This is a genomic window from Mycoplasmopsis cynos, assembly GCF_900660545.1.
GTDB lineage: Bacteria > Bacillota_I > Bacilli_A > Mycoplasmatales > Metamycoplasmataceae > Mycoplasmopsis > Mycoplasmopsis cynos.
In genome coordinates this window covers 741,629-767,711 of sequence record NZ_LR214986.1, presented here as the reverse complement: position 1 = coordinate 767,711, position 26,083 = coordinate 741,629, and the positions used below count along the sequence as shown (strand labels likewise).

Genomic DNA, 26,083 nt, shown 5'->3' with positions numbered 1-26,083 from the left:
ATTTATTTTTTTGAGTAAAAATTGTTTATTTTATTTTGTTTCTTCTCAAAATGTAACTATTTTACCATCATATAACATTTCACCATAACCAACCTGTCCGTTACGGTTCTTGGCTATTGTTACTTCTGTGATACTATGATTTTCAATAAATTCATTTTCATTATTTGTTTTTTTATGAAGGATGTTTCTACTTAGAAATATAACTATATCAGCATCTTGTTCAATGGCTCCTGATTCTCTTAAATCACTTAATTGTGGTCTTTTATTCTCTCTTGTCTCGACGGTTCTTGATAATTGTGATAATGCAATAATAGGTATTTTAAGATCAAGAGCAAGTAATTTTAGTGATCTTGAAATTTGAGCAATTTCATTTTGACGATTACCACTAAATTCACTTCCACTAATTAATTGCAAATAGTCAATCACAATTAATTGTAATCCACCTGGAATTTCTTTATTTAGTTGTCTAATTTTTCAAATAATATCAGAAATTTTACTTGAAGTATTATCATCTAAATAAAGATTAGTAAGATCTTTATTAGTGGCAATTGTTGATCTTAATGAAGTCATTTCTGTGCTATCTAATAAAGAAGGTTTTTGAAGTTTAGCTAAAGGAATATTACTCATTGATGAATATAACCGTAAAGTTAATTCCATATAAGGCATTTCTAAAGAAATAAAAGCACAGCTATATGGTCTAATAATTTCATGATTTGAATTAATTGTTTCTTCTTGCGTAATGTTTTTTGCAATATTTAAAGCAAGAGCAGTTTTTCCGACACCAGGTCTAGCAGCTAAAATAACTAATTGCCCCGCTTTTAATCCTTTTAATAAATTATCTAAAGTATTAAAGCCAGTTTTAAGTCCTTCTGGGATTTCGTTTCTACGTCCTTTTTCGATTAGTGATTCGAATTCATCAGTAGCTTTTTTAAAACTAACAAAAGAACTATTGTGTAGTGAATTAGAAAAGTTTTCTTCTAAAAATGTTTCGAAGTCTTGAATTGAGTTTGTTCAGGTTATTTCTTTATTATGAGATAAAGAATTTAATGAAACTTGGTAAAATACTTCTAAATTTCTAAGTTTATTAAGTTCAATTAAGTGTTCAACATTTGCTAAAAAGTTGTCTTCATTAACAAATAATGTATTTATTTCATTTATTAATTTAACAGTAACGAGAGGATATTTATTTTTAGTTTCATCATTTTCTATAAAAGTTTTAATTTCATAAAAGTCATGAAAAACTCCCATTCCACTAATTGTTTTGTTTCTTTTTTCTTTAATAAATTCAAAAAGTTGTCTATTAGATGAAAAAAAGAAATATTCACTAGAAAGATATTGAGAAGCTAATTGTTGTTTTTCGCTATCTAACATCATTAGATTTAAAACAGTTTGTTCAGCTAAATTATCTTTAAATAAAGTATTTTCATTTACTTGATTTAATAAAGAGAATTCGAAGTTATGATATTTATTAAAATTTTTTTTATTTTTTGACATTTGTAACATTGATTTCTATTTTTAATTTTGCTTCGATATCTTTGTAAAGACTAACATTTACTTCATGAGTTCCATGTGAAATTAGATGAATCTTTTGAAGTGAATGTTTTGAGAGATTATAACCAAGTTCTTTTAGTTTTTTATCAACATCTTTTGTTGAAACTGAACCATGCACATTTAGATTTCCGTTTGAATCTATGTTTGAGGTAAGTTCAAATTTAAGGGTGATTTCTTCTAGTTTTTCTTTTAAGTTAAGAGCATTTGATCTATTTTCATGTTCATCAGCTGAAAGAGTGTCAAGCCTTTTATTTAATTGACTAAGTGTTTGCTCATTATACGGAACAGCAAAACCCTTTTTGATTAAAAAGTTTGTTCCATATCCACCTGAAACTTCTATGATAGTATTTTGTTTTCCATCTTTACAATCTTTAATTAGTATTACTTTCATTATTAATTTGTCTCCCTAATGTTGTGATAGCATGCTTGATGTTATCAACGAATATTTCAAGCTTTTCATCGCTATATGCAGCTGCTATACTGAAGTGTCCTCCACCTCCAACTGCTTCGCAAATGATTTGTACATTCGTTTCAATACCACGAGCGCTCAATTTATATGTGTAGGTGTTTTCTAATCTAGCAACAACGAATGATGCTACTCTTCCTTTTATTTTAAGAATTTCATTTGCTGCAATTGAAATTTCATCATTTGTTGCTTCAATATCAGAATAAGCTAAGAAAAATCCTTTTTTAACTTCCAAGGTATTTTCTAGAATTTTGTTAATTTTTTCATTTGTTTCTTCATCAAATTTTAATAATTCACCACTTTTTAATGAGTTACCACCACGAGTTTCTAATCATGAAGCAGCATCGAAAGTTCTTGGAGTAACTGATTTCGAAAATTGAATGGTGTCTAAATAAATTCCATTTAACAGTAATTGTGCACATTTATTAGTTATGTTAATTCGATGTTCTAAGAATGTCATTATTTCTGTCACGATTTCGCAGGCGCTTGATGAAATCGTTTCTACGTAACAATTTATTTTTGGAGCAAAATCAATTGGTTTTCCAAGCCGATGATGATCAAAAACAAATATGTTATCACGTTTCACTTCATTTATTGCGTTAGTGTTATCAGTTCTTTGCGGATCAGCTATATCAACAAAAACAATTAAGCTATTAGTATTAGTGATTTTGAGTGCATAGTTAGATTTTATAAAGATATCTGGATTATTTTTTTCAACATCTTTTACTAATTGAGCTACAGTATTATCATATGTTTCTAGAACAATATATGCCTCTTTATCGAATGCTTTTGCGATTTCATAAATTCCATAAGCAGCTCCAAAAGCATCAAGATCTGCTCATTTGTGACCATATATAAAAACTTTATCAATTATTGGATCAATTAGTCTTTTTTCTAGATTTCTAGCAACACCTTTGATTTTTGTTCTATTATTATCGGTTAAGATTTCAGTATTTGAACCAAGGAAAATAGGAGGTTGAACATTTGAATAAATTGTTATTTGATCTCCACCTCTAGATTGGGATTGAACCAATGCTTTTTTAGCTTGTTCAATTTTCTTCTTTAATGAAGTTCATCCATAAGCGAATCCTCCACTAATTGAGATCTTGTTAAATGAAGCATCGTTTACTCTATTTTTTATTTGTAAGAATAAATCAAAGCTATTTTTAATTAATTCATTTAAACTATGTTCATTTGTAAAAATCAAAAATTTACCATTAGTATATTGACGATAAATTAAATTGTATTTCTCAGTATATTCATTAATTGCATCAATGACGACTTTATTGATGGTAAAAAGTTGTTCTTCTGACAAAATTGATTGATAAAGTTGTAAGTTGTCAATTTCAATTTCGCCAATAACAGGCATTTGATCTCTTGTGTGAATTTTATAAATTGCTTCTGCTGTTATATCTCTGATTAAAATTAAATTACTTAGGGGTCATGATTGAACTTCATAATTTTTTTCTTTATATTGAAATTCAAAATGTGTTTGATTATTATTATTTGTATTAACATTATGGTTTTTATCGATTTTTAATAAAACATCAATAACTTTTAAGCCTATAAAACTTCGTCCGAATGTGCTTTTAATAAAATTACTTGATCAAACTATTTCTTGCTTTGTATCATAGACACAAACTCCAATATTGTTTTTAGTCATTATTTCTTCAATAAAACCATTGAAGGAGTTTTTAATCAACTCTCTAGATTGCGAAAACTGCACAATAGCAATGAAACCTAATAAAACTGCAATTAAAAGTATTATTAAAATACCTATCGCCAATAATGCCGAAACAACTTTGTTATTATCGAGTATCATAAACGCAATAATAAAGCTAATAAAAAGCATTGACATTAAACATACTAGCAATATAATCAACCACATTTTATGATTTTTAAACATTGAATCCCCCCTTTTTTTAGAATAATTTAATTATATCATTTTGCTTTTTTTCTAAAAGAATAAAAAAACCCACTAAGGGTGAATATGAGAGTGTGAATGGAATGACAAAATAAATGCAGCAACTAAAATTCCTAAAAATAACACAATAAGTGTGAAAATTCATTTCTTTTTATTGAAATTAATGTGATAAATTTCAGGGAAGAATTCAACTAATGCAGTAAATAAGAAAATTCCTCCAATTGCTGCAAACATTATTGCTTTTCCAGCATCATTAATAATTGAACCCACAAACATTCCGATAATCATAAAAGGTAAGAATAATGACAAACCTAGAAATGATAATAAAAGTGCTTTTATCGGGCTAAATCCTGCATCTTTTAATCTAACATAAAAGATGACTTCTTCTGGAATTAAATGTAATACTAATGAAAGAAAATAGGCAGTTGTTATAGAAAAGAACGCTTCACCTGAATCGTTTGGAATAAATAAACTAAGGTTATATCCTAATAATAATCCTTCTGGGATTCTATGAGTTAAAAGTAATAATAAAGCAATTATTTTTAGTTTGGATTCAGTTTTTTTAAACAATGTTTGATCAACTATTTCAATTCGATCTTGACTATTTGATATAACGACATCATGAGCATGTAAATGATTATGAGAATGTCCCTCTTCGATGGTATGTTCATGAATAAAAGAACTTAATTGTTTTGAGCCTAAAAGTTTCTTATTTAATTTATAAGAGATAACAAATTTAACAACAAATGAAAATATCAAACCGATAATCAATCCACTTATGATTAATAATATATTGTATGCATAGATTGTATATTGAGAAACGTCTGCTCCTTTTTTTGCAAAGGCAAATAAACTAGCACTTTCTAATGATTCTCTTAAAAATCCGAAAGTAGCTAAAACTAAGAAAAATCCTGTTGAAAAAGCATGAATATAGATGCTATAACTTTTTTTAAAGTTTCTTCCGATTATCGGGAAAAATAATCCTATAAAGATTGGGACACATAACATTGCCCCTAAAAAAATTAAGATAAGAATTATTTGTGATAATCATCCAATATTTATCGAATTATTAATAGATAAGTATAGATTTGTAACTCATTGCATAATAATTAAATGGTTTTAATTTCTATATTATGATAAACATCTTGAACATCATCATCATCCTTAAGTTTTTCAACAAAATCAAGTAATTTTTTTTCTTTTTCTTCCTCGTATTCAACATACATATTTGGTATATATGTAACTTCGCATTGAATAAAATTATCAATTTTTAATTTAGTTTCAATTGCGTTTTTTAAAGTACTAAAGTCCTCTGGAGCACATAATATAACAAATGATTCAGTTTCATTTTCAATATTTTCAACATTATTTTCTAAAGCAATCATCATTAAGTCTTCTTCAGAAACTAATTCCTTTGAAATTTCAATAATTCCTTTTTTATCGAATGCAAATGGAATTTGACCAGTCTTGCCAAGTGTGGCATTTTGTTTATTAAAATATGATTGAATGTTTGACTTTACTCTATTTACATTATCACTTAATGTAACAACAATGAATGTAGCACCACCACTTACAGTTGCATTAAATGTTAATTCAGTATAAGTATCAGAATTTTTTGAACCTTTTGCCTTTGCAATAGCTCTTTCTATGTTATCTTTTGGCATATTTTTTGATTTTGCCTTTGCAATAGCTAATTTTAAAGCTGGGTTCATATCTGGATCTGGTCCAGAAGAAGCTGCTACAAATATTTCTTTTGAGAGCTTTTGGAAAATTTTTCCTCTTGCTGCATCTTGAGCACCTTTACGGTGAGCAATATTTGCTGAATGTGAATGTCCTGCCATTTTAACTCCTTATTTAATATTTTTTACAGTATAGATTTTTTCTCTTTTATGTTTAGTTATTTTATGTTTATATTCTATTTTTTCTATTACTTTTGGATTAATATGTTGTTCAATTAACTCTTTTTGATTTTGATGATTGAGATAAAAATCTAAATCATCATAACTAAACCCTAACTCAGATTCATCAGTTTGTCCATCTCAAAGCCCTGCTGAGGGTTTTTTATTAATGATTGAATCAGGAACTTGCATTATTTTTGAGATGAACTTAACTTCACCTTTAGTTAATTTGGAAATAGGCAGTAAATCAACCCCTCCATCGCCATATTTAGTAAAATAACCAATAAAAACTTCATCGGCATTATCAGTGCCAACCACTAAATAATTTCTCTCTTGAGCAAGAGCATATAAAGTTGTCATTCTCAATCTTGGTTTAATATTTGCAATAGATAAATCATTACATAAATTTAATGTTTTAGTTAATGTTTCAAAGCTGTCGCTAAGATCTACAGTTAAAAAATTATCTCTATGTACATTTTGCAATTCTCTAATATGCTTTAAATCCATCTCGGTCATTTTTTTGATCGGCATAACAACACCCAAGGTATCATTTGGTTTTATACTTTTAGCTAACATATAAACTAAACTTGAATCAATTCCGCCACTTATGCCGATAATGAAACCATTTGCATTTGCTTGTTTAAGCCTATTTTTGAGAAAGTTTTGAATCTTTTTAATATAATTTTTAGCAATATCGATATCATAAGAAACAACATTGCCAATATATTTACTTATTTTACTCATAGTATTAATCCTTATAAAGTAGATAATTATATTTTACATTATATTTGTAAAACCTTAAAAGTCCTTTTTTAGTTTTATTTTTAATTTTTTTTATTGATTTATATAGATAAAAATATATTTATTTTTTTTGTTGTATAATATAGAAAAAATTGTTACCTTTAGGAGAAAAAATGCTTAAAATAATCAAACACCCACTAATTGATATTAAATTAACAAAAATGCGCGATCTTAATTGCAATCATAATGAATTTCGTCGTAATTTAAATGAAATTGCATCTTTAATGGTTTATGAAATTATGCGTGATTATGAACCTAAAACTCATATTGTTACTACACCTTTAAATCAAGTTTTTCACGGAAAAGCTTTTGATAAGGAAATTGTATTAGTACCAATTTTAAGAGCTGGATTAGGAATGACTGATGGTTTATTAAATTTAGTACCAGAAGCTAGAGTAGGACACATTGGAATGTACCGTGATGAAGAAACACTTACACCAAAAGATTATTTTTATAAAATTCCAAATGTTGCAAAAGATAGTTTATTAATTGTTGTTGATCCAATGCTTGCAACTGGTAATTCCGCTGTAGATGCAATACATCATTTAAAACGAGACGGATTTACTAATATTAAATTAGTTTGTCTTGTTGGTGTTAAAGAAGGTGTTGCTAATGTTGAAAAGAACTTTGGTTCTAACTTTGAAATTTATTTAGCTGCACTTGATCAAAATTTAAATAATGTTGGTTATATTGAACCAGGTTTAGGGGATGCTGGTGATAGAATATTCGGAACAAAATAAAGGGAGAGAAAATGGTAAACGAAAAAGAAAATAAGTTAATTTTAAACACAGTTGTTCTTAAAACTAAGGACTTAGTTTTTCCTGGATCAATTGTTGAAAAAGAATTTTTAAATCAAGATGATTATTTTGGGTTTGTTAATGCAAAGGTTGGTGATTCATTCGCAATTCTTTTTCAGGAAAAAGGTGATGGTGTAAATCCGTATGGTGTTTTTTGTTCATTTATTAAACTTGTTAATAATAAAACAACAAGCAAAAAACCAAAATATTCAATTATTTTTAAAGTAAAGTCATTTTATGAAGCTGAAGAACTTGGGCTTGTATTGTTTGATGATAAGAAAAGCAATGATGGAGTTTATGAAGAGTTACTTCCACAAATGAAAATTAGTGAGTTAATGGAAAAATATGGTTATGGAAAAATTGGTTTCGGAACTCAAGGAACCAGAAATTATGTCGATCCATTTGATGCTATTTTTAATATAGAACATCAAGAAAGTATCGGAAAAATGGTTGAGCTTTTCAATAACTTGTCAAAACCTATTGAAAATGACAGTAAAGAAAGCGCGACATTTGAAGGTTTAGTTTTTACTAATAAACCATATTCTAAAGAAAATGTTACAATTAAATGAATTTATGATTTAGTTAATAAATATTCTGAATTTAATAGTGAAAATAATAAAATATATAAAGATAAAGAAATATTTTTTACCCTTATATCATATATAAAGTGAGATTTTATTAATAAAAGAAGTTTATTTGATGAATTTAACTTAGATAGTATTACTGATTTATTAGGAAAAATTTCTGAATTAATTGGACTAAGTGTAGAAATTAGTCAAAAAGTTCAAAATAATATGAATACAAAACTTTCTTTACAACAAAAAGAATTTATTTTACGTGAAAAAGTTAAAGTTCTTCAAGAAGAATTATCTAACATTAATGTTCCGATTAATGACGATGATTATTCAAAGGATTTAAAAGATAGTGTTAGAAGTCAAATTTATCCCGACTCAGTCAAAACTATTATTGCAGAAGAAACTAAACGTTCAAGCGAAATGATGCCTGTTTCTCCAGAAGCATCAATTTCAAAAACATTTGTTTCAACTTTAAAAAAATTGCCATGAAGAAAAACTCAAAAAGAATTTCTTGATATTAATTTTGCTCGCAAAACACTTGATAAATATCATTATGGGTTAGATAAAGTAAAAGAAAGAATTATTGAATATATCGCTGTCATTATTAATCAAAAATTAAATGCAAAAAATACTGAAAAAAAGCTTGAACTAGATAAAGAAAACGAAGTTGATCTTAGTTTATTTAAAGAAGGTATTCAAAGTAAAGAAACTTTTAATAATGTTCCAATCATTTGTTTAGTTGGTCCCCCAGGAACTGGAAAAACATCTTTATCAAAAACTGTTGCAGAAGCTTTAAAAAGAAAATTTATTAAAATTTCACTTGGTGGTGTTCATGATGAAAGTGAAATTCGCGGGCATAGAAGAACATATGTAGGCGCAATGCCAGGTAAAATTATTAAAGGTATTTTGAAAGCAGAAGTTTCTAATCCAGTTGTTTTACTTGACGAAATAGATAAGATGGCTTCAACAAATAAAGGTGATCCAGCTAGCGCAATGCTTGAAGTTTTAGATCCAGAGCAAAACACCAAGTTTCAAGATCATTACTTAGAACATGAATATGATCTTTCAAAAGCTATTTTTATAGCTACTGCAAACTATTATGAAAATATTCCTCATGCTTTAATTGACCGTGTTGAGGTTATTGAACTTTCTTCATACACATTAACTGAAAAAATTAATATCGCTAGAAAACATTTATTACCAAAAGTTATTGAACAAGTTGGATTAAAAGAAAACTTTTTTAAAATTGATGATAAAACTATTGAATACATCATTAAGCACTACACTAATGAAGCTGGAGTTCGTGGATTAAAGAGAATTTTAGATAAAATTGCTAGAAAATTTACACTACGATTATTAGAAACAAAAGATTCACAAAAACCTGATTCATTCACTATTAAAATCGAAGATCTTGATGATTTAATTGGAGTTATTATTTATAAGCGTGAAACAGAATTAGAAGAAGAAAAACCGGGTACAGTTAATGGTTTAGCTTACACTTCATATGGTGGATCTACTTTGCAAATTGAAGTAAATATTTATCCAGGTAAAGAAGAAATTAAAATTACTGGTTCATTAAAAGATGTGATGCGCGAGTCTGCACAAATTTCATTATCATATGTAAGATCTAACGCGGAAAAATTTGGTATTAAAGATTTTGATTTTGACAAAAATACCATTCATATTCATGTCCCTGAAGGTGCGGTTCCGAAAGATGGGCCAAGTGCTGGTGTAACGTTCACGACAGCATTGATTTCAGCATTGAAGAAAACTTCCGTTCCGTCAAATTATGGAATGACTGGTGAAATAACTCTTCGTGGTAAAGTTCTAGAAATTGGTGGTTTAAAAGAAAAGTCATTTGCTGCTAGTCAAAAGAATATTAACTATGTTTTTATACCTGAAGCAAATGTTAAAAACTTAAAAGATATTCCTAATGAAATAAAGAAAACTATTACATATATTCCTGTTAAAAATTACGAAGAAATATATGATATTATCTTTAATAAGAAAAAACCATTTAAAGAGATAAAATCATAAAATGGATAAACATTTCACTGGAAAAACATTCACATTATTTACCATTAACTTTATTGTTGGTTTAGGATTCATCACAACAATCACTAGTGTCTTACAATTAGGATATTGAGGATACTTAGTCATTGTTTTATCTTTATTAACAGTTTTTGGTACTTTGTTGGTTTTTTCAAGATTATCAAATGTGTATTATGATCATTATGGTGGTTCATATGCCTTTGCTAGAAACATTGATGATGATATTGTAAATAACACATATTCAATGGAAGAAAATTCTAAATTGCCTCTTAAAATTAGAATTACAAAGAGCTTAAAAAGAAACTTTATTTTCTTTATTGGTTGAAATCAGTTTATTCAAGGACCGATTTTATCTTCAATTTCTCCATTGTTAATTTCCAATGTGATTGAAGGAATTTTAAATCCTAATATACCGAATAAATTATTGATTTTATGAACTATTAGAATTATTGCAGTTTTAGTTTTTGCTTTTTTAATTGTTATATCAACATATGGATTAAAACTAAGCACCAAGGTAATTTATATAACTTCAATTTTTAAATGAGCTATTTTAGCTATTGGTATTGTGATTATAATGCTTAAAATTTCTAGTTCGGGATTTGATGAAAGTTTAATTAGAACTAAAAAAATTACTGCAAAACTAATATTTTCAAGTACACTTTTATTTATATTTGCATTTGCTGGTATTGAGGATATGGCAGCTATGACAAAAGATGTACATTTTAAGAATTTCCGGACAATTCTTGTTATTGCGATTTGCGCCGTATTTTTCTTTTATGTTTTTGTATATTCTATTATGCTTGGCCTAGACGAAACATATATTAATAAACATTTTTATGATTATTATGGTATATCATTGGGTACGTTTGGATTAATTTTATTTATTGTTGGTTTTATTTCTAATGATATCGGTTACAAAATTACCCAAACAGTTTCAACAGCTAGAAAATTAGTCCCAATTTCAGAAGACAATTTAGTTCATGAAATGTTTTCTGAAAGAAATTCTAAAAATGAGTATAAAAAAGCTATTATATTTGTTGCTATTTTTACATTAATTTCAATGGTAGCACTATCTATAATTGTATTATTGATTCAAAATAAAGGTGAAGTTGATTATTTTAATGCTATTATAAATATGAGCTGTATCGCATTATTAATAGAAGATATTTTTACTTTTATTATTTCATTTATTTTAGAAAAAAAGAAGAAGATATCTCAAATACCGACTTGAGAGAAAGTGATATATATTTTAAGCATTTTTTGAGCTTTCTTTTTGTTGTTAACCTTCTTTATACCGAATATTTTAGGTTCAAGTTTAACGAACGCAGAAATTTTTACAATAGTTGGATATTTTGTTCTTATTTTAATTGGATTATCAATTAGATATTATTCATATTTACATTCGAAGTTTATCCAACAAAAAACTAAAATTAAAGATTAATATCATAGTTTTATTTATATTTAATTTTTTAATACATTAACAATCATACTTTTAAAAAATATGATTGTTTTAATAAACACTTATCAAAAAATATATTAATGCACTATTTTTCTGCATTTTGGCTACTTATCAAAAAAAAAAAAAAAAAAAAAACAGTATTTTGTCGAGACAAATTAAAAAAATTAAGATGATAAAAATAAAACATTTAAAACTATATAGTAGCAATATAAGTTTAAAATATTAATCCATCTTCAATGTTTGGGCGTTTATTTTTGAGATAGAAAAATTAAGATATTATAAATATATAAAAAAGTAAATAATATAGGAGTTATATTAATGAATAAAAGAAAGAGTAAGAAGATATTTTTGGGTTTATCTATCCTGAGTTTTTTAGTTTCAGGAATTACTGTTACTTCAATATTCTGAAGTTTCAATAAGAATTTTTCAGATTATGAAAAAATATATACAGAATTAAAAAAAGCAAGAGATTTAGTTAATTCACCTAATTATAAGAAAAGTGCTGATGATATTTTAAAAAATCCTAATTATAAAACTTTTTCAAGAGAAAATGTTGCTGATATTAATGAGGTTTTAAGTAAAATAATTGTCCAAATTGATAAAGAAATAAAAGTTTATATTTCTAAGATTAATTCGGCTTCAAAAAAAGTGAAATTAAATACTGATTTACTAAATTCTCAAAATTCAATTGATGCAAAGAGAAAAATTAAAGATAATGCATTAAAACTTATAGATATTGAATTGGTAAAAGATATAAATTTAGAAAAAATAGAGGCCAAAAAATTAATAGAGAACATCAAAAATTCAACTAAAAAAGCAGAATTTGAGAAGAAACTACCATTTATTAAAAGCATAAATGATATTGAATTATTAATTTCAGATGTAGAAAAAGATCTTAAAAAACAAAGCATTAATGACTATATTTCAGCTAAGAAAAAAGCCTTAATTGCTAAGACAAATGCTTCAACATTAAATAAAGAAGAAAAGAAAAAATTATTAGAATTATTTAAGGATTTAAAAACAACATCAACATTATTTGATAATGAGATTATAATTAATTATGAAATTTTAAAAGATGCTCTTAAAAAACAAGTTGCAAATAGGATTGAATCGCTTGAGAACGGTAACTTTAAAAAAATTATTAAAAATTCATTTGGTAAAGCAAAGACTATCAAAGATTATTATGATATTTTAATTAGAATTAATGAACATGAATTTGGAAGAATAAATAATCCTAAGATAGACTCAAAAGATAAAACCGATTTACTTAATAAGATTGGTCAAATTAAAACAATCATTTCACCTAGTGATAATGTGCTAGCAAATGATTCTGGAATTAAGATGATTATTAATGAAACAATATTAGATTTGAAAAATTCACTTGATTATCTTGAAAAAAATGAAGTTCAAAATAAAAAATCTGAATTAGATGAATTAATAAAAAAATTGACTGAGCTTAAAAAAGAAATTGATGATCTTAAAAATACTGATGTATTAGAATACAGCAAAACCAGAAAAGAATTAGCTAAAAGACTCGCAAAGAGTAAAGATGATCAAAGTATTGAAGATACTAAACTTTACATTAAAAAAGCTAAATTAAAAAAGAAAGCTAGTGAATTGCCATACCCAAATGGTGTAGATTCAGTAGCTATTTATGAAATAAATTCTCGAATTGATTCTACTAAAAAAGATAACTTAAAATCAATTGAAGACTTAATTTCTAAATTACCTAAAAAAATTAATGAAGCTAAAGAATTAATAGCACAAATAAATGAATCAGGCAAGGATATTAATGGTCAAAGAACAAAAGATTTAAATAACCAACTTAGTAGATCAGTTGATGATAAAGACTTTGATAAATTAAAAGAAAATATTCAAAAAGCAAAAAACCAAAGTGATGATGATTATAAAAAAGATTTAGTAAGAAGATTAAAAGATCAAGTCAACAGTCTACATTACCCTAAAGATACTAGGGCAAAAGAAAATCTAAAGGCACAAATTGATAAATTAAGTGATGAAGAATTAGAGACTTTTGGTCATACAATTGATGAAATTGCAAAAAATGTTGAATCTGTAAAATCATCTATTGAAAGTATTCCAAAAAGAAATAAGGATGATGAACGTGCGATTGATGAGTTTAATAAAATTTTCTCTACTGCCGATAATGTAAAAAAATTAAAAGATCTTAAAAAACTTGTTGATAATTACAATGATATTGCTAATAGGTTAAATTCATTTACTTTATATAATGCTCCTGAAATATACCAAGAAGATTTAGTAACAGCAAATAATGCATTAAATGAATTAAAATCATCATTATGAAGCAAATTATCTATGCTTACAAGATTTAATTCTCAACAAGATTTAAGAAAATTAATTGATGCTGATTATGAATTATATAAAGAAACAAAAAAACTTAATGGCGATATTTTAGTAGCTGCTCAATTTTTGAATGAAGCAAAGTCTAAAGCTAATGTTAAAGATGTTTCGATTATTAAAAATAAGATTCAACCATACAAAAACCAATTAAATAGATTTTGAACAGCTGATAAAGGTGATTATTTAAGACAAAATATTAATCAATGATTTACTTCGATATCTGAAGATGAGTCTAATATAACTAATCCAGATCAATATAGATTCTTATCATATAAGTTATTGCTTAAAAAATTAAGAACTAGACAAAATGCTGAACAGGTTAAAAAGATTGTTGATGATGAAGTTGAACAATATAAAGCATTAATTGAATTTAAAAGAGTTTATGATAATACTAATAGTTCAATTCCTGAAAATGTAAAGAAATCTTTAAAAGCAAAGATTTTAAATGTGCCTGAAAATGCTACAAAGGCTGATATGGATCTAATTACTAAATATTTAGGACAGAGAGTTGAAACTAATAATAAAGTAATATCTGGTTTTTATCTTGATGCTAAGCAATTATTGGATTTTGTTTTAAAAAATAATTCAGGAAAAGAATCGAATAAAGCACATTTTCAATCGTTATTTAATGACATTGGTGTAGCTACAAGTGGACAAAATTATGATACTGAGATTACCACTAAAATCGATAATTTTAGAAAAGAAATTAATACATTTATTTCTAAATTAAAAGAAGTAAAAGAAAAAATTAAAAATCTTACAAATATTGTTACTACAGCAGATAAAAAAGTAATATTTGAAAATGAATTAGCTAAAGCTGACTATAAAGATTTTGACAATTTAATTAATATAATCAATAAATATAATGAAGCGGCAAAACTACTAGATCAAATAAAACATAGAAATGATAAAACAAACTTAATTGGTCAATTATCAAGCGCTTCAACCTTAGAACAAATTCTTGAAATTACTAAGAAAATTGAAAAAAGAGTTAAAGAAATTGCTGAAGCTAAACAAAAATTAAAAGACACAGTTAATAAAATTCCAGAAAAAGACAATGTATCTAAAGATATTAAAAATAAATATAAAGAAAGACTTAAAAATATTGATAATGCAGAGCTAAGTGAAATCAATAAAATTATTGAAGAATCAGAACTTGAAATTAAAAGATCACAAACAAGAGATTATGTTGATAATCTTTTAGGGGATTCAACAAAGAGTGAAAATAAGAAACGTGGTGAACTAATAACAAAATTACTTGATCCGAATAAATCTAGTACATTTGCAACAATTGATGAACTTAAAAAAGAAGCTGATGAAGAGTTTAAAAAATATAAGAAAAGTGTTATTGATAGAGCACATAAGGAGTTATTAGAAAATGTAGCTTCTTATCTACCTTCTACAAGTGGAGGCGGTAAGATTTGAGTTGAAAATGAAGATAGTTACTATATGTGATATAAAGATGAAATTAATAAAAAGACTAATTTTAATGATATAGATAATCTTGAAAATAGTTTTATTTTTGGTAGATATGCTGATTCAATCAGGGTTCGTGCTATTATAAATTCAATGTTATATCATCTGCAAAATTCATCATATATTAAAAATCGTCATTCTAAAGAATTATTTAATAAATACATAACTTTTATTAAAAGTTATGTAGAATCATATGCCTTAAATGATGATTCAAGAAATAGAGACAAAGATCATGGATTTACATTAAATGATTTTTGAAGATCATTAAATTTATTTATTCATAATAATAATTCTACTAATTCACTAAATGATCAAAATATAAAAGATGATATTAGAAAGACATTTAGTTTAGTTGCGCAAGTCATGGCGCCAAAAGGTGATATTCATAATGCTGGTGATACTATGGTATCTAACATTATAGAAAAATCAATAATTTCTAAAACATTAGCAAAATTTAAGAAAAATTACTTGGATCATCACCAATATAAGAAAGAAGAAGTATTTATGTTTATACGTAAATTATTTACATCTACTGTAACTGATCAAAGAAGTACAACATATCAAAAAATACTTGAACTTAAAAACGATGATCACTTTGGTAATATTATTAAAGGTAATGGTAAAAAAGGTTTATTAAAAGATGCTGAACTTTGAAATTTTGCTGATAATCCTGAAAATGTCTAATATTATTTATTAACAAATTAATACACATTTAGGAACACTAAATGTGTTATTTTTATTGAAACTAGTGAGAAAATATTTTGTGTAGAATAATATGTATTTTGAGTTTATTTTTTGAACATTTAACTCCTTATTTCAGAGTTAAATGTTTTTTCTTTTTTTATTTATAGAGGTATGCACTTTTTTGAAAAAAGTGTCAAAAAACTTAAGTAAAAAAATTTTTTTATTTTTTTGCTTTTTTAAATTTATAAATTTACGCATTTTTTTCAAAGTTTCCCTACATCAAAAGAGCAATTTTTATTTTTAAAATTTTCATAAAAAATATTAAAAATATTATGCATCAATTCTTATATCATCATTGATGCTTCTATGCAATGCTCGGAGTATACTTAAGTATTCGGACATGATTTTATTAGCTTCAAGATTACTATCTTGGGCATTCACGGAAATACTATTAAATTTTGAGATATATAATTCAAGAGTTTTAAAAAATGAATTTGTTTTATTATAGATAAATGCTAATTTACCTACGGCTGGGATAGAGTAATCTAATCCTTTTTCTAAAGCTCACATTTCTGTTAAACTTAGATATTTTCCGTTAGGTTCCTTAGCAAAGTATTTTTTATCATTATATTTAAAATATAAATTATCATCCGAAGAATGCACTAATAAGACGTCAGAATTATAAGGGAAGATAATTCTTTTGTTATACATATCAAAGGCTGCGTAGTTTTTCCCTTGGTATCTAACAACACCATTTAAAACTTTTCTATTAATCTCTAAATCAACGGATCAATTGCCGTTTTTATTTCCCTCTTTTTGAAAAACATTTTGTTTAGAAATTATTTTTTTATTCCTGATATTGTAATAATTTTGAAATACTTCATTATTTTTCTTCAAATCATCAATATTTTTATATCCGTTTTCGTGAATAAGTAACGGATATTGGTCTAGTGATGTCCTAAAAGATCTTTCAACATGTGGTTTATGTTTTGGATTTGATGAACTTAGTACTTCTATTCCCTTTTTATTTAAAGCTTTTTCAAAAACTGTTTGTGTGTTTTTGCTTCCTCAAAATCTTCTTCTTTTATCGGTATAGATTTTCTTTGGAAATCCGTATTTTTAAATACTATTTCTAGTAGTCTTTGATATCCTAATGTTGTTTCTTATTCTTCGAATCATACTGCTAGCAATGTTCCTGTTGCTACATCTATTGCATGATAAATATATAATGGTTTATCATTTTTTAAGTATGGTTCGAGTTGTGCATCAATCTCAACAATTTCGCCGAATTTTAGATTTTTCTTTAGATTTAAAACTTGTCTTTGTTTTTTATTTCGTTTAATCTGTTGATAATAATTTTTTAATATCAATGTTATATATTCTGAGATTTTTTTCTTTGATAATCTCGCAATCCTTCTTCTTCTCTTGGTTGTATGTATATTAAATAAACCTAATTGATTAAATCTCTTGACTAAAGTTTTGTAAGATTTTTTTTTTTTTTTTTTTTCTTATAAAAGAACCATACTCAGAATTAAAGTATGTTTTAATTGAAAGTTGATTATTTGTTAGATCTCTATTTAAAATAAGCTGGCATATTTCTAAATAATTTTTAAAGACTAATTCAATTTCTGCATCAGTTATTTTGTAATTTCTTTGATGATATTTATTTTTTATGCGAGACAACAATTTCTTTTTTGCCTTTAATAACTTTTTTATATATTTTTACAGTTGATAAACTAAGGTTTGTAATCAAACTAAGATAAGATAAAGATTTTTCGATATTTTCAGCAATCAATTTTAAAGATTGTTGTTTTTTATTTCAAATTTTGTTAAATTTTTATACTTAAATAAGTTATGTGTTATTTTCATAAATAATTTATACCACTTTCTTGTTGAATAGGCTCATTTTATATGAGATTAATATGTGGCTCAAAATATATGTTATTACACAAATCGGGGCTAGCCCCGTATTTAATTATAGAATGTGTTTGTTATTCTCAAATCTCTAACATTTTTTTGTTAGCAAAAGAGAATTTACACAAAATATCCTACAGTACCGGGTTTTCTTTTTTCTATAATTTTATTCTCTCGTAATTATATCAATTTACAAGTTCAATAAGTTTTTTTGATAGTTTTTGCAACTTATTTTTCTGCAAAAAATAAAAATTTAAGCATATTTAGCTTTTAATTCTTATTAAAAAGCAAATTTTCGATTATTCAACTATAATCTATTATTATGCTATTAATATATCCTTTTTAAGAAGAATATTATCATATCAATATATTCTAGTATGGATATGCAAAAACATAATTTATGTGCAAAATAAAGTCATTTTAAACTTTGTATTTTAAATACTGTTCAAACTAATTCAGCATCATTGTTTAATGATATTTTATTTCTTACAAGATTTGTTCAGGACAATTATCACCGAGAAATTAATGTGATTTTAATTAATATCTTTAGCGATGATATATAAATAACATAAGTTACTCAAATTATATTCCTCTTTAAAATTGTAATCTCTTTAAAGCAAATCTGTAAACTTAAAACTAGTATTGGAAATTTTTTTATACATCTTTCTGGTATTTAAAAGGGGTGCTTTGGTGTTATAAGAAAAAAATAAATATTTCACCAATCTTTTTTTTGATATATCATTCTCTCTAAACAACCTCTCTGTTTTCGATATTTTTTTGATTTTTAATTTTTTAACTTTTAGATTTTTACAATATGTTGATTTTTCTATCAATAGAGTTTTATAATAGTATCTTTTTTATTTTCTTTAATAGTATTAATTATATACTGTTAAAACTTTGATTTTTTTAACTGTTCCTTACTTACCTTACAAATTTTAGATTTGATATTAGTATTTAAAATATGCATTTTTCCAACACATCTTTATTAAAAGTTTGTTTCAATATTTTGTCTAACTAAAAATAAATTTATTCTGACTCAAAATTATTTGACTACTTTTCATGTAATCATAGCTAAATTAAAATATTTTACTAATCCTTATGTTTTTAAATATTTCATAAGTGTTTCTTTTTAAATATACAAAAAAATAAAGTATAACTTTTTAATTAAAAATATATCTTTTTACGTATTTAAAAATAGATAAAATTACTTTACAGTTTTTCATTACATACCTGCAAGTAATTTTTAGAATATTAAGAAATAATCTTATTAATTAGTCAAAATTATTAAACGTAATGTAATAATATATAATTATAAACGTAGTTCTAATAAATCTAAAAACTATCAAAACATAGCGGTTAATTAATCTTCTGGAAATACTGTATGAGGATTGCCCTTGAGGTTTCAGTACTAATTTTAGCAATTAATCAATGCATTTATAAGAATTACAAAAAATAATAGAAAGGAAAATCAAAATGGAAATCAACCAAAAAAATGCAATGTCATTATGGGAAAAGACATATGGAAAAGAAATTATTGCTCAGGATTTTGCTGGAAGAGAAATTAGAAAGGGTTCATACAATGATAGAAACAGTAAATATGGATGAAATATTGATCATATACTGCCCAAATCTAGAAATGGCAAGGATAGTGAACATAATTTAATTATTACTCACATCATTACAAATGATGAAAAAGGCAATAAATTTCCTACATTTAATGCAAATGGAACTGTATTTAATATTATAAAAGTACAAAATCATTATGAAATAAAAGAAAAAATTGATTATGATAATTTTTTTGATCCTAAAATAGGTATAAATTTTTTTGAGAGCAGAAAAAATGAAAGATATTTTTACGGAATTATTAAGATAAGAATTCGCAATGTTAAAGAATTTGCAATTTATGATTTTATAAAAAAAATATTTCAAAATAATGAAACAACTATAGAAAAATATTATTATGAATATGAAATAACAATAAAAACAGAAAATTTACCTACAAAAAATGATATTCAAAAATATTTAGATAATTGTGTTTTGGTCAATACTTATTTAAAATATTTTAGAAATAAAAATATAATTTATAGTTATTGTATTTATTTTTATGGATATTACTTTAATAATTTAATTGATTTTGAAATTTCTCTCAAAGAAAACGACATTAAAGACATGTTGTACCTTAATGACTCAATTACAATAAATGATCTTGTGCTAATAAATACTTCTGCTGAGAAAGAATTGAAAACTCATGCATTTGGACCGACATATAACTATAATTATATATACACTAAGTTAGAAGAAGAATTATCAGAATTAAACTTCAATAAATAAACTTTTTTATTTAATTCAAAAAGCGGTACTGTAGGATATTTTGTGTAAATTCTCTTTTGCTAACAAAAAAATGTTAGAGATTTGAGAATAACAAACACAAATCTAAGTAAATTATAACAAAAAACAAACATACTCTATAATTAAATACAGGGCAAGCCCTGATTTATTGAGTATGTTCGTTTTTCATTCTTCTTCAAATGCAATTTTTAACTGATTTAAAATTTGACCTCAATTTTGAGTTATTTTATCTCACTTTTTAAATTGATTTTGAATTGCAAAATAAGCAACTTTCATAAGTGATTCTTCAGTTGGAAAAGATATCTTATTTTTAGAAATTTTTCTAATGTTTCTATTTAAATTTTCAATAACGTTAGTTGTATAAATTAATTTTCTAATCTCTGATGGAAAATTAAAGAAAGTCACTAATTCATTAAAATTGTCTCTTCAACTTTTAATTGCATAACTATACTTTGAGTTTCATTTGTTTTCAAAAACTTCTAAAAATCTTGATGCTTCATCTATATTATTAGCTTGGTAAATATTTTTCATATCAATTGTAAATTCTTTAATGTCTTTATAATTTACGAATTTAACAGAATTCCTTATTTGGTGGACAAGCATTTTTGAATTTGTGTTTTAGGAAAAACTGCTTTTATAGCGTTTGAAATCCCGGCAATATTATCACTTGACATTAAATATATTTCCTGAACACCTCTTAATTTTATATCATTAAACACTTGCATTCAGTGCTTTGCGCTTTCTGACTCACCGATTCAAAACCCTAAAACATCTTTATAACCGTCAATTGAATAGCCCATAACAATATAAACCGACTTTTTCTACAAATCCGTTTTCTTCTTTAACCTTAAATCTATTGCCATCAATAAATATCATTGCATAAGTTCTTTCTAATGGTCTATTTTGTCACTCAACTATTTGTGGCATTATTTTATCGGTAACTCTGCTGACAAAACTTGGATCAACATCAACTCCATAAATTTCATCTAAGGTATCAGATATATCTATTGTTGATACACCCTTTGAATATAAGTTTATAATTTGACTCTCAATTTTGGAAATATCATACTGATATTTCGGAATAATATGAGGTTCAAATTCAGAATTTATATCTCTTGGGATTTCCAATTCAACATTCCCGAAACTAGATTTAACTGATTTTTTATATGAACCATTTCTATAATTATTCTTAATTCTATTTTCATGTTCATATCTATCATAACCTAGGTGTTTCTTCATTTCTTCTTCAGGAATTGACTGAATAAGATTCTTAGTGTTATTTTTAACTATTTCATAAACTTCTTCTATCGTAGTTGGTTTAAATTTTTCATAAAGTTCTTTAGAACTCATTAAAGAATTTTTGCTTTTCTTCATAAATTAAAAAATCTCCTATATTAAATATTCTATTATAAATATTTGTTATTTGGAGATTTACACAAAATTATCTACACTACCTAGTTGGATATTTTGTTCTTATTTTAATTGGATTATCAATTAGATATTATTCATATTTACATTCGAAGTTTATCCAACAAAAAACTAAAATTAAAGATTAATATCATAGTTTTATTTATATTTAACTTTTTAATACACTAACAATCATACTTTTTAAAAATATGATTGTTTTAATAAACACTTATCAAAAATATTATATTATTGCACTATTTTTCTGAATTTTGGCTACTTATCAAAAAAAAAAAAAAAAAAAACAGTATTTTGCCGAGACAAATTAAAAAAATTAAGATGATAAAAATAAAACATTTAAAACTATATAGTAGTAATATAAGTTTAAAATATTAATCCATCTTCAATGTTTGGGCATTTATTTTTGAGATAGAAAAATTAAGATATTATAAATATATAAAAAAAGTAAATAATATAGGAGTTATATTAATGAATAAAAGAAAGAGTAAGAAGATATTTTTGGGTTTATCTATCCTGAGTTTTTTAGTTTCAGGGATTACTGCTACTTCAATATTTTGAAGTTTCAATAAAAATTTTTCAGATTATGAAAAAATATATACAGAATTAAAAAAAGCAAGAGATTTAGTTAATTCACCTAATTATAAGAAAAGTGCTGATGATATTTTAAAAAATCCTAATTATAAAACTTTTTCAAGAGAAAATGTTGCTGATATTAATGAGGCTTTAAGTAAAATAATTGTCCAAATTGATAAAGAAATAAAAGTTTATATTTCTAAGATTAATTCGGCTTCAAAAAAAGCGAAATTAAATGCTGATTTACTAAATTCTCAAAATTCAATTGATGCTAAGAGAAAAATTAAAGATAATGCATTAAAACTTATAGATATTGAATTGGTAAAGGATATAAATTTAGAAAAAATAGAGGCTAAAAAATTAATAGAGAACATCAAAAATTCAACTAAAAAATCAGAATTTGAGAAGAAACTACCATTTATTAAAAGCATAAATGATATTGAATTATTAATTTCAGATGTAGAAAAAGAGCTTAAAAAACAAAGCATTAATGACTATATTTCAGCTAAGAAAAAAGCCTTAATTGCTAAGATAAATGCTTCAACATTAAATAAAGAAGAAAAGAAAAAATTATTAGAATTATTTAAGGATTTAAAAACAACATCAACATTATTTGATAATGAGATTATAATTAATTATGAAATATTAAAAGCTGCTCTTAAAAAACAAGCTGCAAATAGGATTGAATTGCTTGAGAACGATAACTTTAAAAAAATTATTAAAAATTCATTTGGTAAAGCAAAGACTATCAAAGATTATTATGATATTTTAATTAGAATTAATGAACATGAATTTGGAAGAATAAATAATACTAAGATAGACCCAAAAGATAAAACTGATTTACTTAATAAGATTGGTCAAATTAAAACAATCATTACACCTAGTGATAATGTGCTAGCAAATGATTCTGAAATTAAGATGATTATTAATGAAACAATATTAGATTTAAAAAATTCACTTGATTATCTTGAAAAAAATGAAGTTCAAAATAAAAAATCTGAATTAAATGAATTAATAAAAAAATTGACTGAGCTTAAAAAAGAAATTGATGATCTTAAAAATACTGATGTATTAGAATACAGCAAAACCAGAAAAGAATTAGCTAAAAGACTCGCAAAGAGTAAAGATGATCAAAGTATTGAAGATACTAAACTTTACATTAAAAAAGCTAAATTAAAAAAGAAAGCTAGTGAATTGCCATACCCAAATGGTGTAGATTCAGTAGCTATTTATGAAATAAATTCTCGAATTGATTCTACTAAAAAAGATAACTTAAAATCAATTGAAGACTTAATTTCTAAATTACCTAAAAAAATTAATGAAGCTAAAGAATTAATAGCACAAATAAATGAATCAGGCAAGGATATTAATGGTCAAAGAACAAAAGATTTAAATAACCAACTTAGTAGATCAGTTGATGATAAAGACTTTGATAAATTAAAAGAAAATATTCAAAGAACTAAGATAAAAATATTAATAATCTCCTTACCTTATCCTAATCCTAATTCAACAGATGCACAAAATAGTAAATCTATATTAAATAATAAAGTTAATAATGCTAAAACTAAACAAGAACTTGATAATTTAAATAGTCAAATTAATGCATTAAATGTAAAAATGAATCAATTTATAAATTTATTAAGTAGAATTCCGTATGATGATGATAAACCGAAAACAGCAATTGAAACAATTAAAAAAGTTTTAGATAAAGCTACAACTGTTCAGGATGTTGAAAATATACTACCGGATAATTGAGGGCAAAGAATTTCAGAATATAAAACAATTATTAATGATAGTTATCTTGATCAAGCGCCGATTAATAACTTACTAACAAGATTAAATCAAACAGTCCCTTCAACATTAAGAGATAACAAACCATTTCCAATTGGTGATTATAAAGAAAATCAACTCATTAATGAAATATTGCATGAGTTTAAACAAGAGTCCATAAGTACTATTAATCAATTAAGTAATTTAAAAACACGTCAAAAAGCTCAATTTGATAATATAACAAAAAGAGTCAATGATATAAATTCAAAAAATTATCAATGGAATTCAATTGAGAGTGCGATTATATTAATTAAACAGCAAACAAACGATGCTATAAAATTAAATTATGATTTATTTATTGATAATAATTTAGCTTATCCAAGTAAGTCAAATTTAAGTTCATTAGTTTCTGAAACTAAGAAACGTATAAAAATGCATTTAACTAGCGGTGTAACACGTAAAATAAAAGCGGATGTTGAAAAAAAATTAAATGAACTTAAAACAAAAATCGATATGGTAAAAACAAAAATTAGTAAGGTTAAAAATATTGTTCAAACGTCAAATAAGATGGATGAATTTGAACATGAATTAGCTCAAACTGACGATCAAAATATTGATAATCTAATTGCTAAAATTGATAAATATAATCATGCTATAACATTATTAGAACAAATCAAAAATGACACTGATAAAATTAATTTAAAAGGTAATTTATCTTCTGCTTCTACACTAGATCAAATAAACGATGTTATAAGAGATATTAATGTAAAAATAAGTGAAATAAATAATGCAAAATTAAGAGCGCAAAATGCCGTAAATTCAATTCCTGATAAATATAATACACATAAACATTCAAAGAATTTAAAACAAGAATATACACAACAATTAATGAATAAAGATAATTTAAGTTTAGATGTATTAAATAAATTAATTGCAGATGCTGAATTAGAAAAATATAGATTTGAAACACAAGATTGAATTGACGCTAAATTAGACAAATATAACAACAAAGGATTAAATTTATATAATAAACTAAATCATAATGATCAAACCCCAACTAGAGATAGTGTTGATCAGATTAGAAAAGAAGTTGAAGCTGAATTGGAACATATCAAAAAAGATATTACAGATAGAGTTCGTACTGAATTATTTGATAATGCTACTGCTTTATATCGCAGAATTGATAGAAATGATAAAAGGCATGTCTATGCTGAACAATCATATTATGAGTGATTTAAAGAGGAAATTAAAAAGCAACCTTCTGAAATGAAAGTTAATGAACTTGAATATAAATTTATCACAGAAAGATATGCAGAATCAGTAAGAATTAGAGCATTTTTAGTATCATTTCAATACAATATTGAACATAGTAATGAATTTAATGCAAATCAAGAGCTTAGAAGTAATATTTTAAATGAAATAAAAAAATATGCTACAGAATATCAAACTAATGATTCAAGAGATGATAAATTTGACGGATTTACCATATATGATTTTTGAAGAACATTTAATTTATATTTAAGAAATCTTGAAATTAATCATAAATTATCAACTAACATAAAAACAGTAATACGTAAATTATTTAGTTTATCAGGACAAGTAGAAGCGCCTGATGCAAATATTACAACTACACAAAGTGAAATAAGTAATAAAGTTGATAAATCAATAATTTCAAAAGTCCTTCAAAAAATTAAAGGTAATTCAATACAAAATAGTCAATATACAGCTAGTGATGCATATAAGATTATTAATATGTTATTTGTAAAAACAATAAGTGATAATATCGGTAATACATATGATAAAATTCTTAGATTAAAATCTGACAATGTTTTTGCAAACATAATTAGCGGGAATGGCTCAAAAGGACTAATTCAAGACGCAGAACTATGAAATTCTAATCTACAAAAAGAAAATTCTTAATAATATACTTCATAAATTTTAAGCATACATTTAGAAAACTAGATGTATGTTTTTATTTAAACATTTTATA

The 26,083-nt window shown here is 24.9% G+C and carries 15 protein-coding genes and 1 pseudogene; 6 read left to right on the top strand and 10 right to left on the bottom strand.

Annotated features, from left to right (window positions below):
• Positions 1-30: 30 nt before the first annotated feature.
• The 6 genes from EXC48_RS03485 to nadE all read right to left on the bottom strand — a co-directional run bounded on the left by EXC48_RS03485 (position 31) and on the right by nadE (position 6,583).
• Entirely contained in the window at positions 31-1,494 is a 1,464-nt protein-coding gene (locus EXC48_RS03485) for a DnaB-like helicase C-terminal domain-containing protein (protein WP_041593896.1), read from the bottom strand.
• On the bottom strand, positions 1,481-1,942 hold the full coding sequence (gene rplI, locus EXC48_RS03480; protein WP_015287533.1) for a 50S ribosomal protein L9: 462 nt from the start codon (positions 1,940-1,942) through the stop codon (positions 1,481-1,483). The genes EXC48_RS03485 and rplI overlap by 14 nt, the downstream gene beginning before the upstream one ends.
• The gene (locus EXC48_RS03475; RefSeq protein WP_129720819.1) at positions 1,923-3,923 is read right to left on the bottom strand and encodes a GGDEF domain-containing protein; all 2,001 of its coding nucleotides are present in this window, start codon (positions 3,921-3,923) and stop codon (positions 1,923-1,925) included. Before EXC48_RS03475 ends, rplI begins: the two co-directional genes overlap by 20 nt.
• 72 nt (positions 3,924-3,995) lie before the next feature.
• A complete protein-coding gene (locus EXC48_RS03470; protein WP_015287531.1) occupies positions 3,996-5,045 on the bottom strand; it encodes a ZIP family metal transporter in 1,050 nt (349 codons plus the stop codon).
• Positions 5,046-5,050: 5 nt separating this feature from the next.
• Positions 5,051-5,782: a YebC/PmpR family DNA-binding transcriptional regulator gene (locus EXC48_RS03465; RefSeq protein WP_129720817.1), complete on the bottom strand. Its 732-nt coding sequence runs from the start codon at positions 5,780-5,782 to the stop codon at positions 5,051-5,053.
• 9 nt (positions 5,783-5,791) lie between these two features.
• Complete coding sequence (gene nadE / locus EXC48_RS03460) at positions 5,792-6,583, bottom strand: NAD(+) synthase (RefSeq protein WP_129720815.1); 792 nt, start codon at positions 6,581-6,583, stop codon at positions 5,792-5,794.
• A 170-nt stretch (positions 6,584-6,753) separates the two neighbouring features.
• On the opposite strand from nadE, the gene upp reads away from it, so the two are divergent.
• From upp to EXC48_RS03440, 4 genes are all read left to right on the top strand, one after another.
• Entirely contained in the window at positions 6,754-7,380 is a 627-nt protein-coding gene (gene upp / locus EXC48_RS03455) for a uracil phosphoribosyltransferase (protein ID WP_129720813.1), read from the top strand.
• An 11-nt stretch (positions 7,381-7,391) separates the two neighbouring features.
• On the top strand, positions 7,392-10,049 hold the full coding sequence (gene lon / locus EXC48_RS03450) for an endopeptidase La (RefSeq protein WP_129720811.1): 2,658 nt from the start codon (positions 7,392-7,394) through the stop codon (positions 10,047-10,049).
• A gap of 1 nt (position 10,050) precedes the next feature.
• Positions 10,051-11,505, top strand: coding sequence for an amino acid permease (locus EXC48_RS03445; protein ID WP_129720809.1), 1,455 nt, complete (start codon positions 10,051-10,053; stop codon positions 11,503-11,505).
• A gap of 336 nt (positions 11,506-11,841) precedes the next feature.
• Positions 11,842-16,062, top strand: a complete 4,221-nt coding sequence (locus tag EXC48_RS03440; RefSeq protein ID WP_223216323.1) for a hypothetical protein — start codon at positions 11,842-11,844, stop codon at positions 16,060-16,062.
• A gap of 330 nt (positions 16,063-16,392) precedes the next feature.
• Here the strand turns inward: EXC48_RS03440 and EXC48_RS04715 are convergent, their stop codons facing one another.
• The 3 genes from EXC48_RS04715 to EXC48_RS03425 form a co-directional block, all read right to left on the bottom strand.
• Positions 16,393-16,959 carry a hypothetical protein gene (locus tag EXC48_RS04715; protein ID WP_181441324.1) on the bottom strand — a complete coding sequence of 189 codons (567 nt, stop codon included), beginning with the start codon at positions 16,957-16,959 and terminating at the stop codon, positions 16,393-16,395.
• Positions 16,960-17,225: 266 nt separating this feature from the next.
• A complete protein-coding gene (locus tag EXC48_RS03430) occupies positions 17,226-17,432 on the bottom strand; it encodes a hypothetical protein (protein ID WP_129720807.1) in 207 nt (68 codons plus the stop codon).
• Between the two features lie 88 nt (positions 17,433-17,520).
• Positions 17,521-17,745 carry a hypothetical protein gene (locus EXC48_RS03425; protein WP_129720805.1) on the bottom strand — a complete coding sequence of 75 codons (225 nt, stop codon included), beginning with the start codon at positions 17,743-17,745 and terminating at the stop codon, positions 17,521-17,523.
• Between the two features lie 1,704 nt (positions 17,746-19,449).
• On the opposite strand from EXC48_RS03425, the gene EXC48_RS03420 reads away from it, so the two are divergent.
• A complete protein-coding gene (locus EXC48_RS03420; RefSeq protein ID WP_129720803.1) occupies positions 19,450-20,307 on the top strand; it encodes an HNH endonuclease domain-containing protein in 858 nt (285 codons plus the stop codon).
• Positions 20,308-20,496: 189 nt separating this feature from the next.
• On the opposite strand, the pseudogene EXC48_RS05105 reads toward EXC48_RS03420, so the two are convergent.
• Positions 20,497-21,699 (bottom strand): annotated as a pseudogene (locus tag EXC48_RS05105) (IS256 family transposase); the annotation flags it as partial.
• 519 nt (positions 21,700-22,218) lie between these two features.
• Here EXC48_RS05105 and EXC48_RS03400 point away from each other — a divergent pair.
• Entirely contained in the window at positions 22,219-26,013 is a 3,795-nt protein-coding gene (locus tag EXC48_RS03400; protein WP_129720795.1) for a hypothetical protein, read from the top strand.
• Positions 26,014-26,083 lie beyond the last annotated feature (70 nt).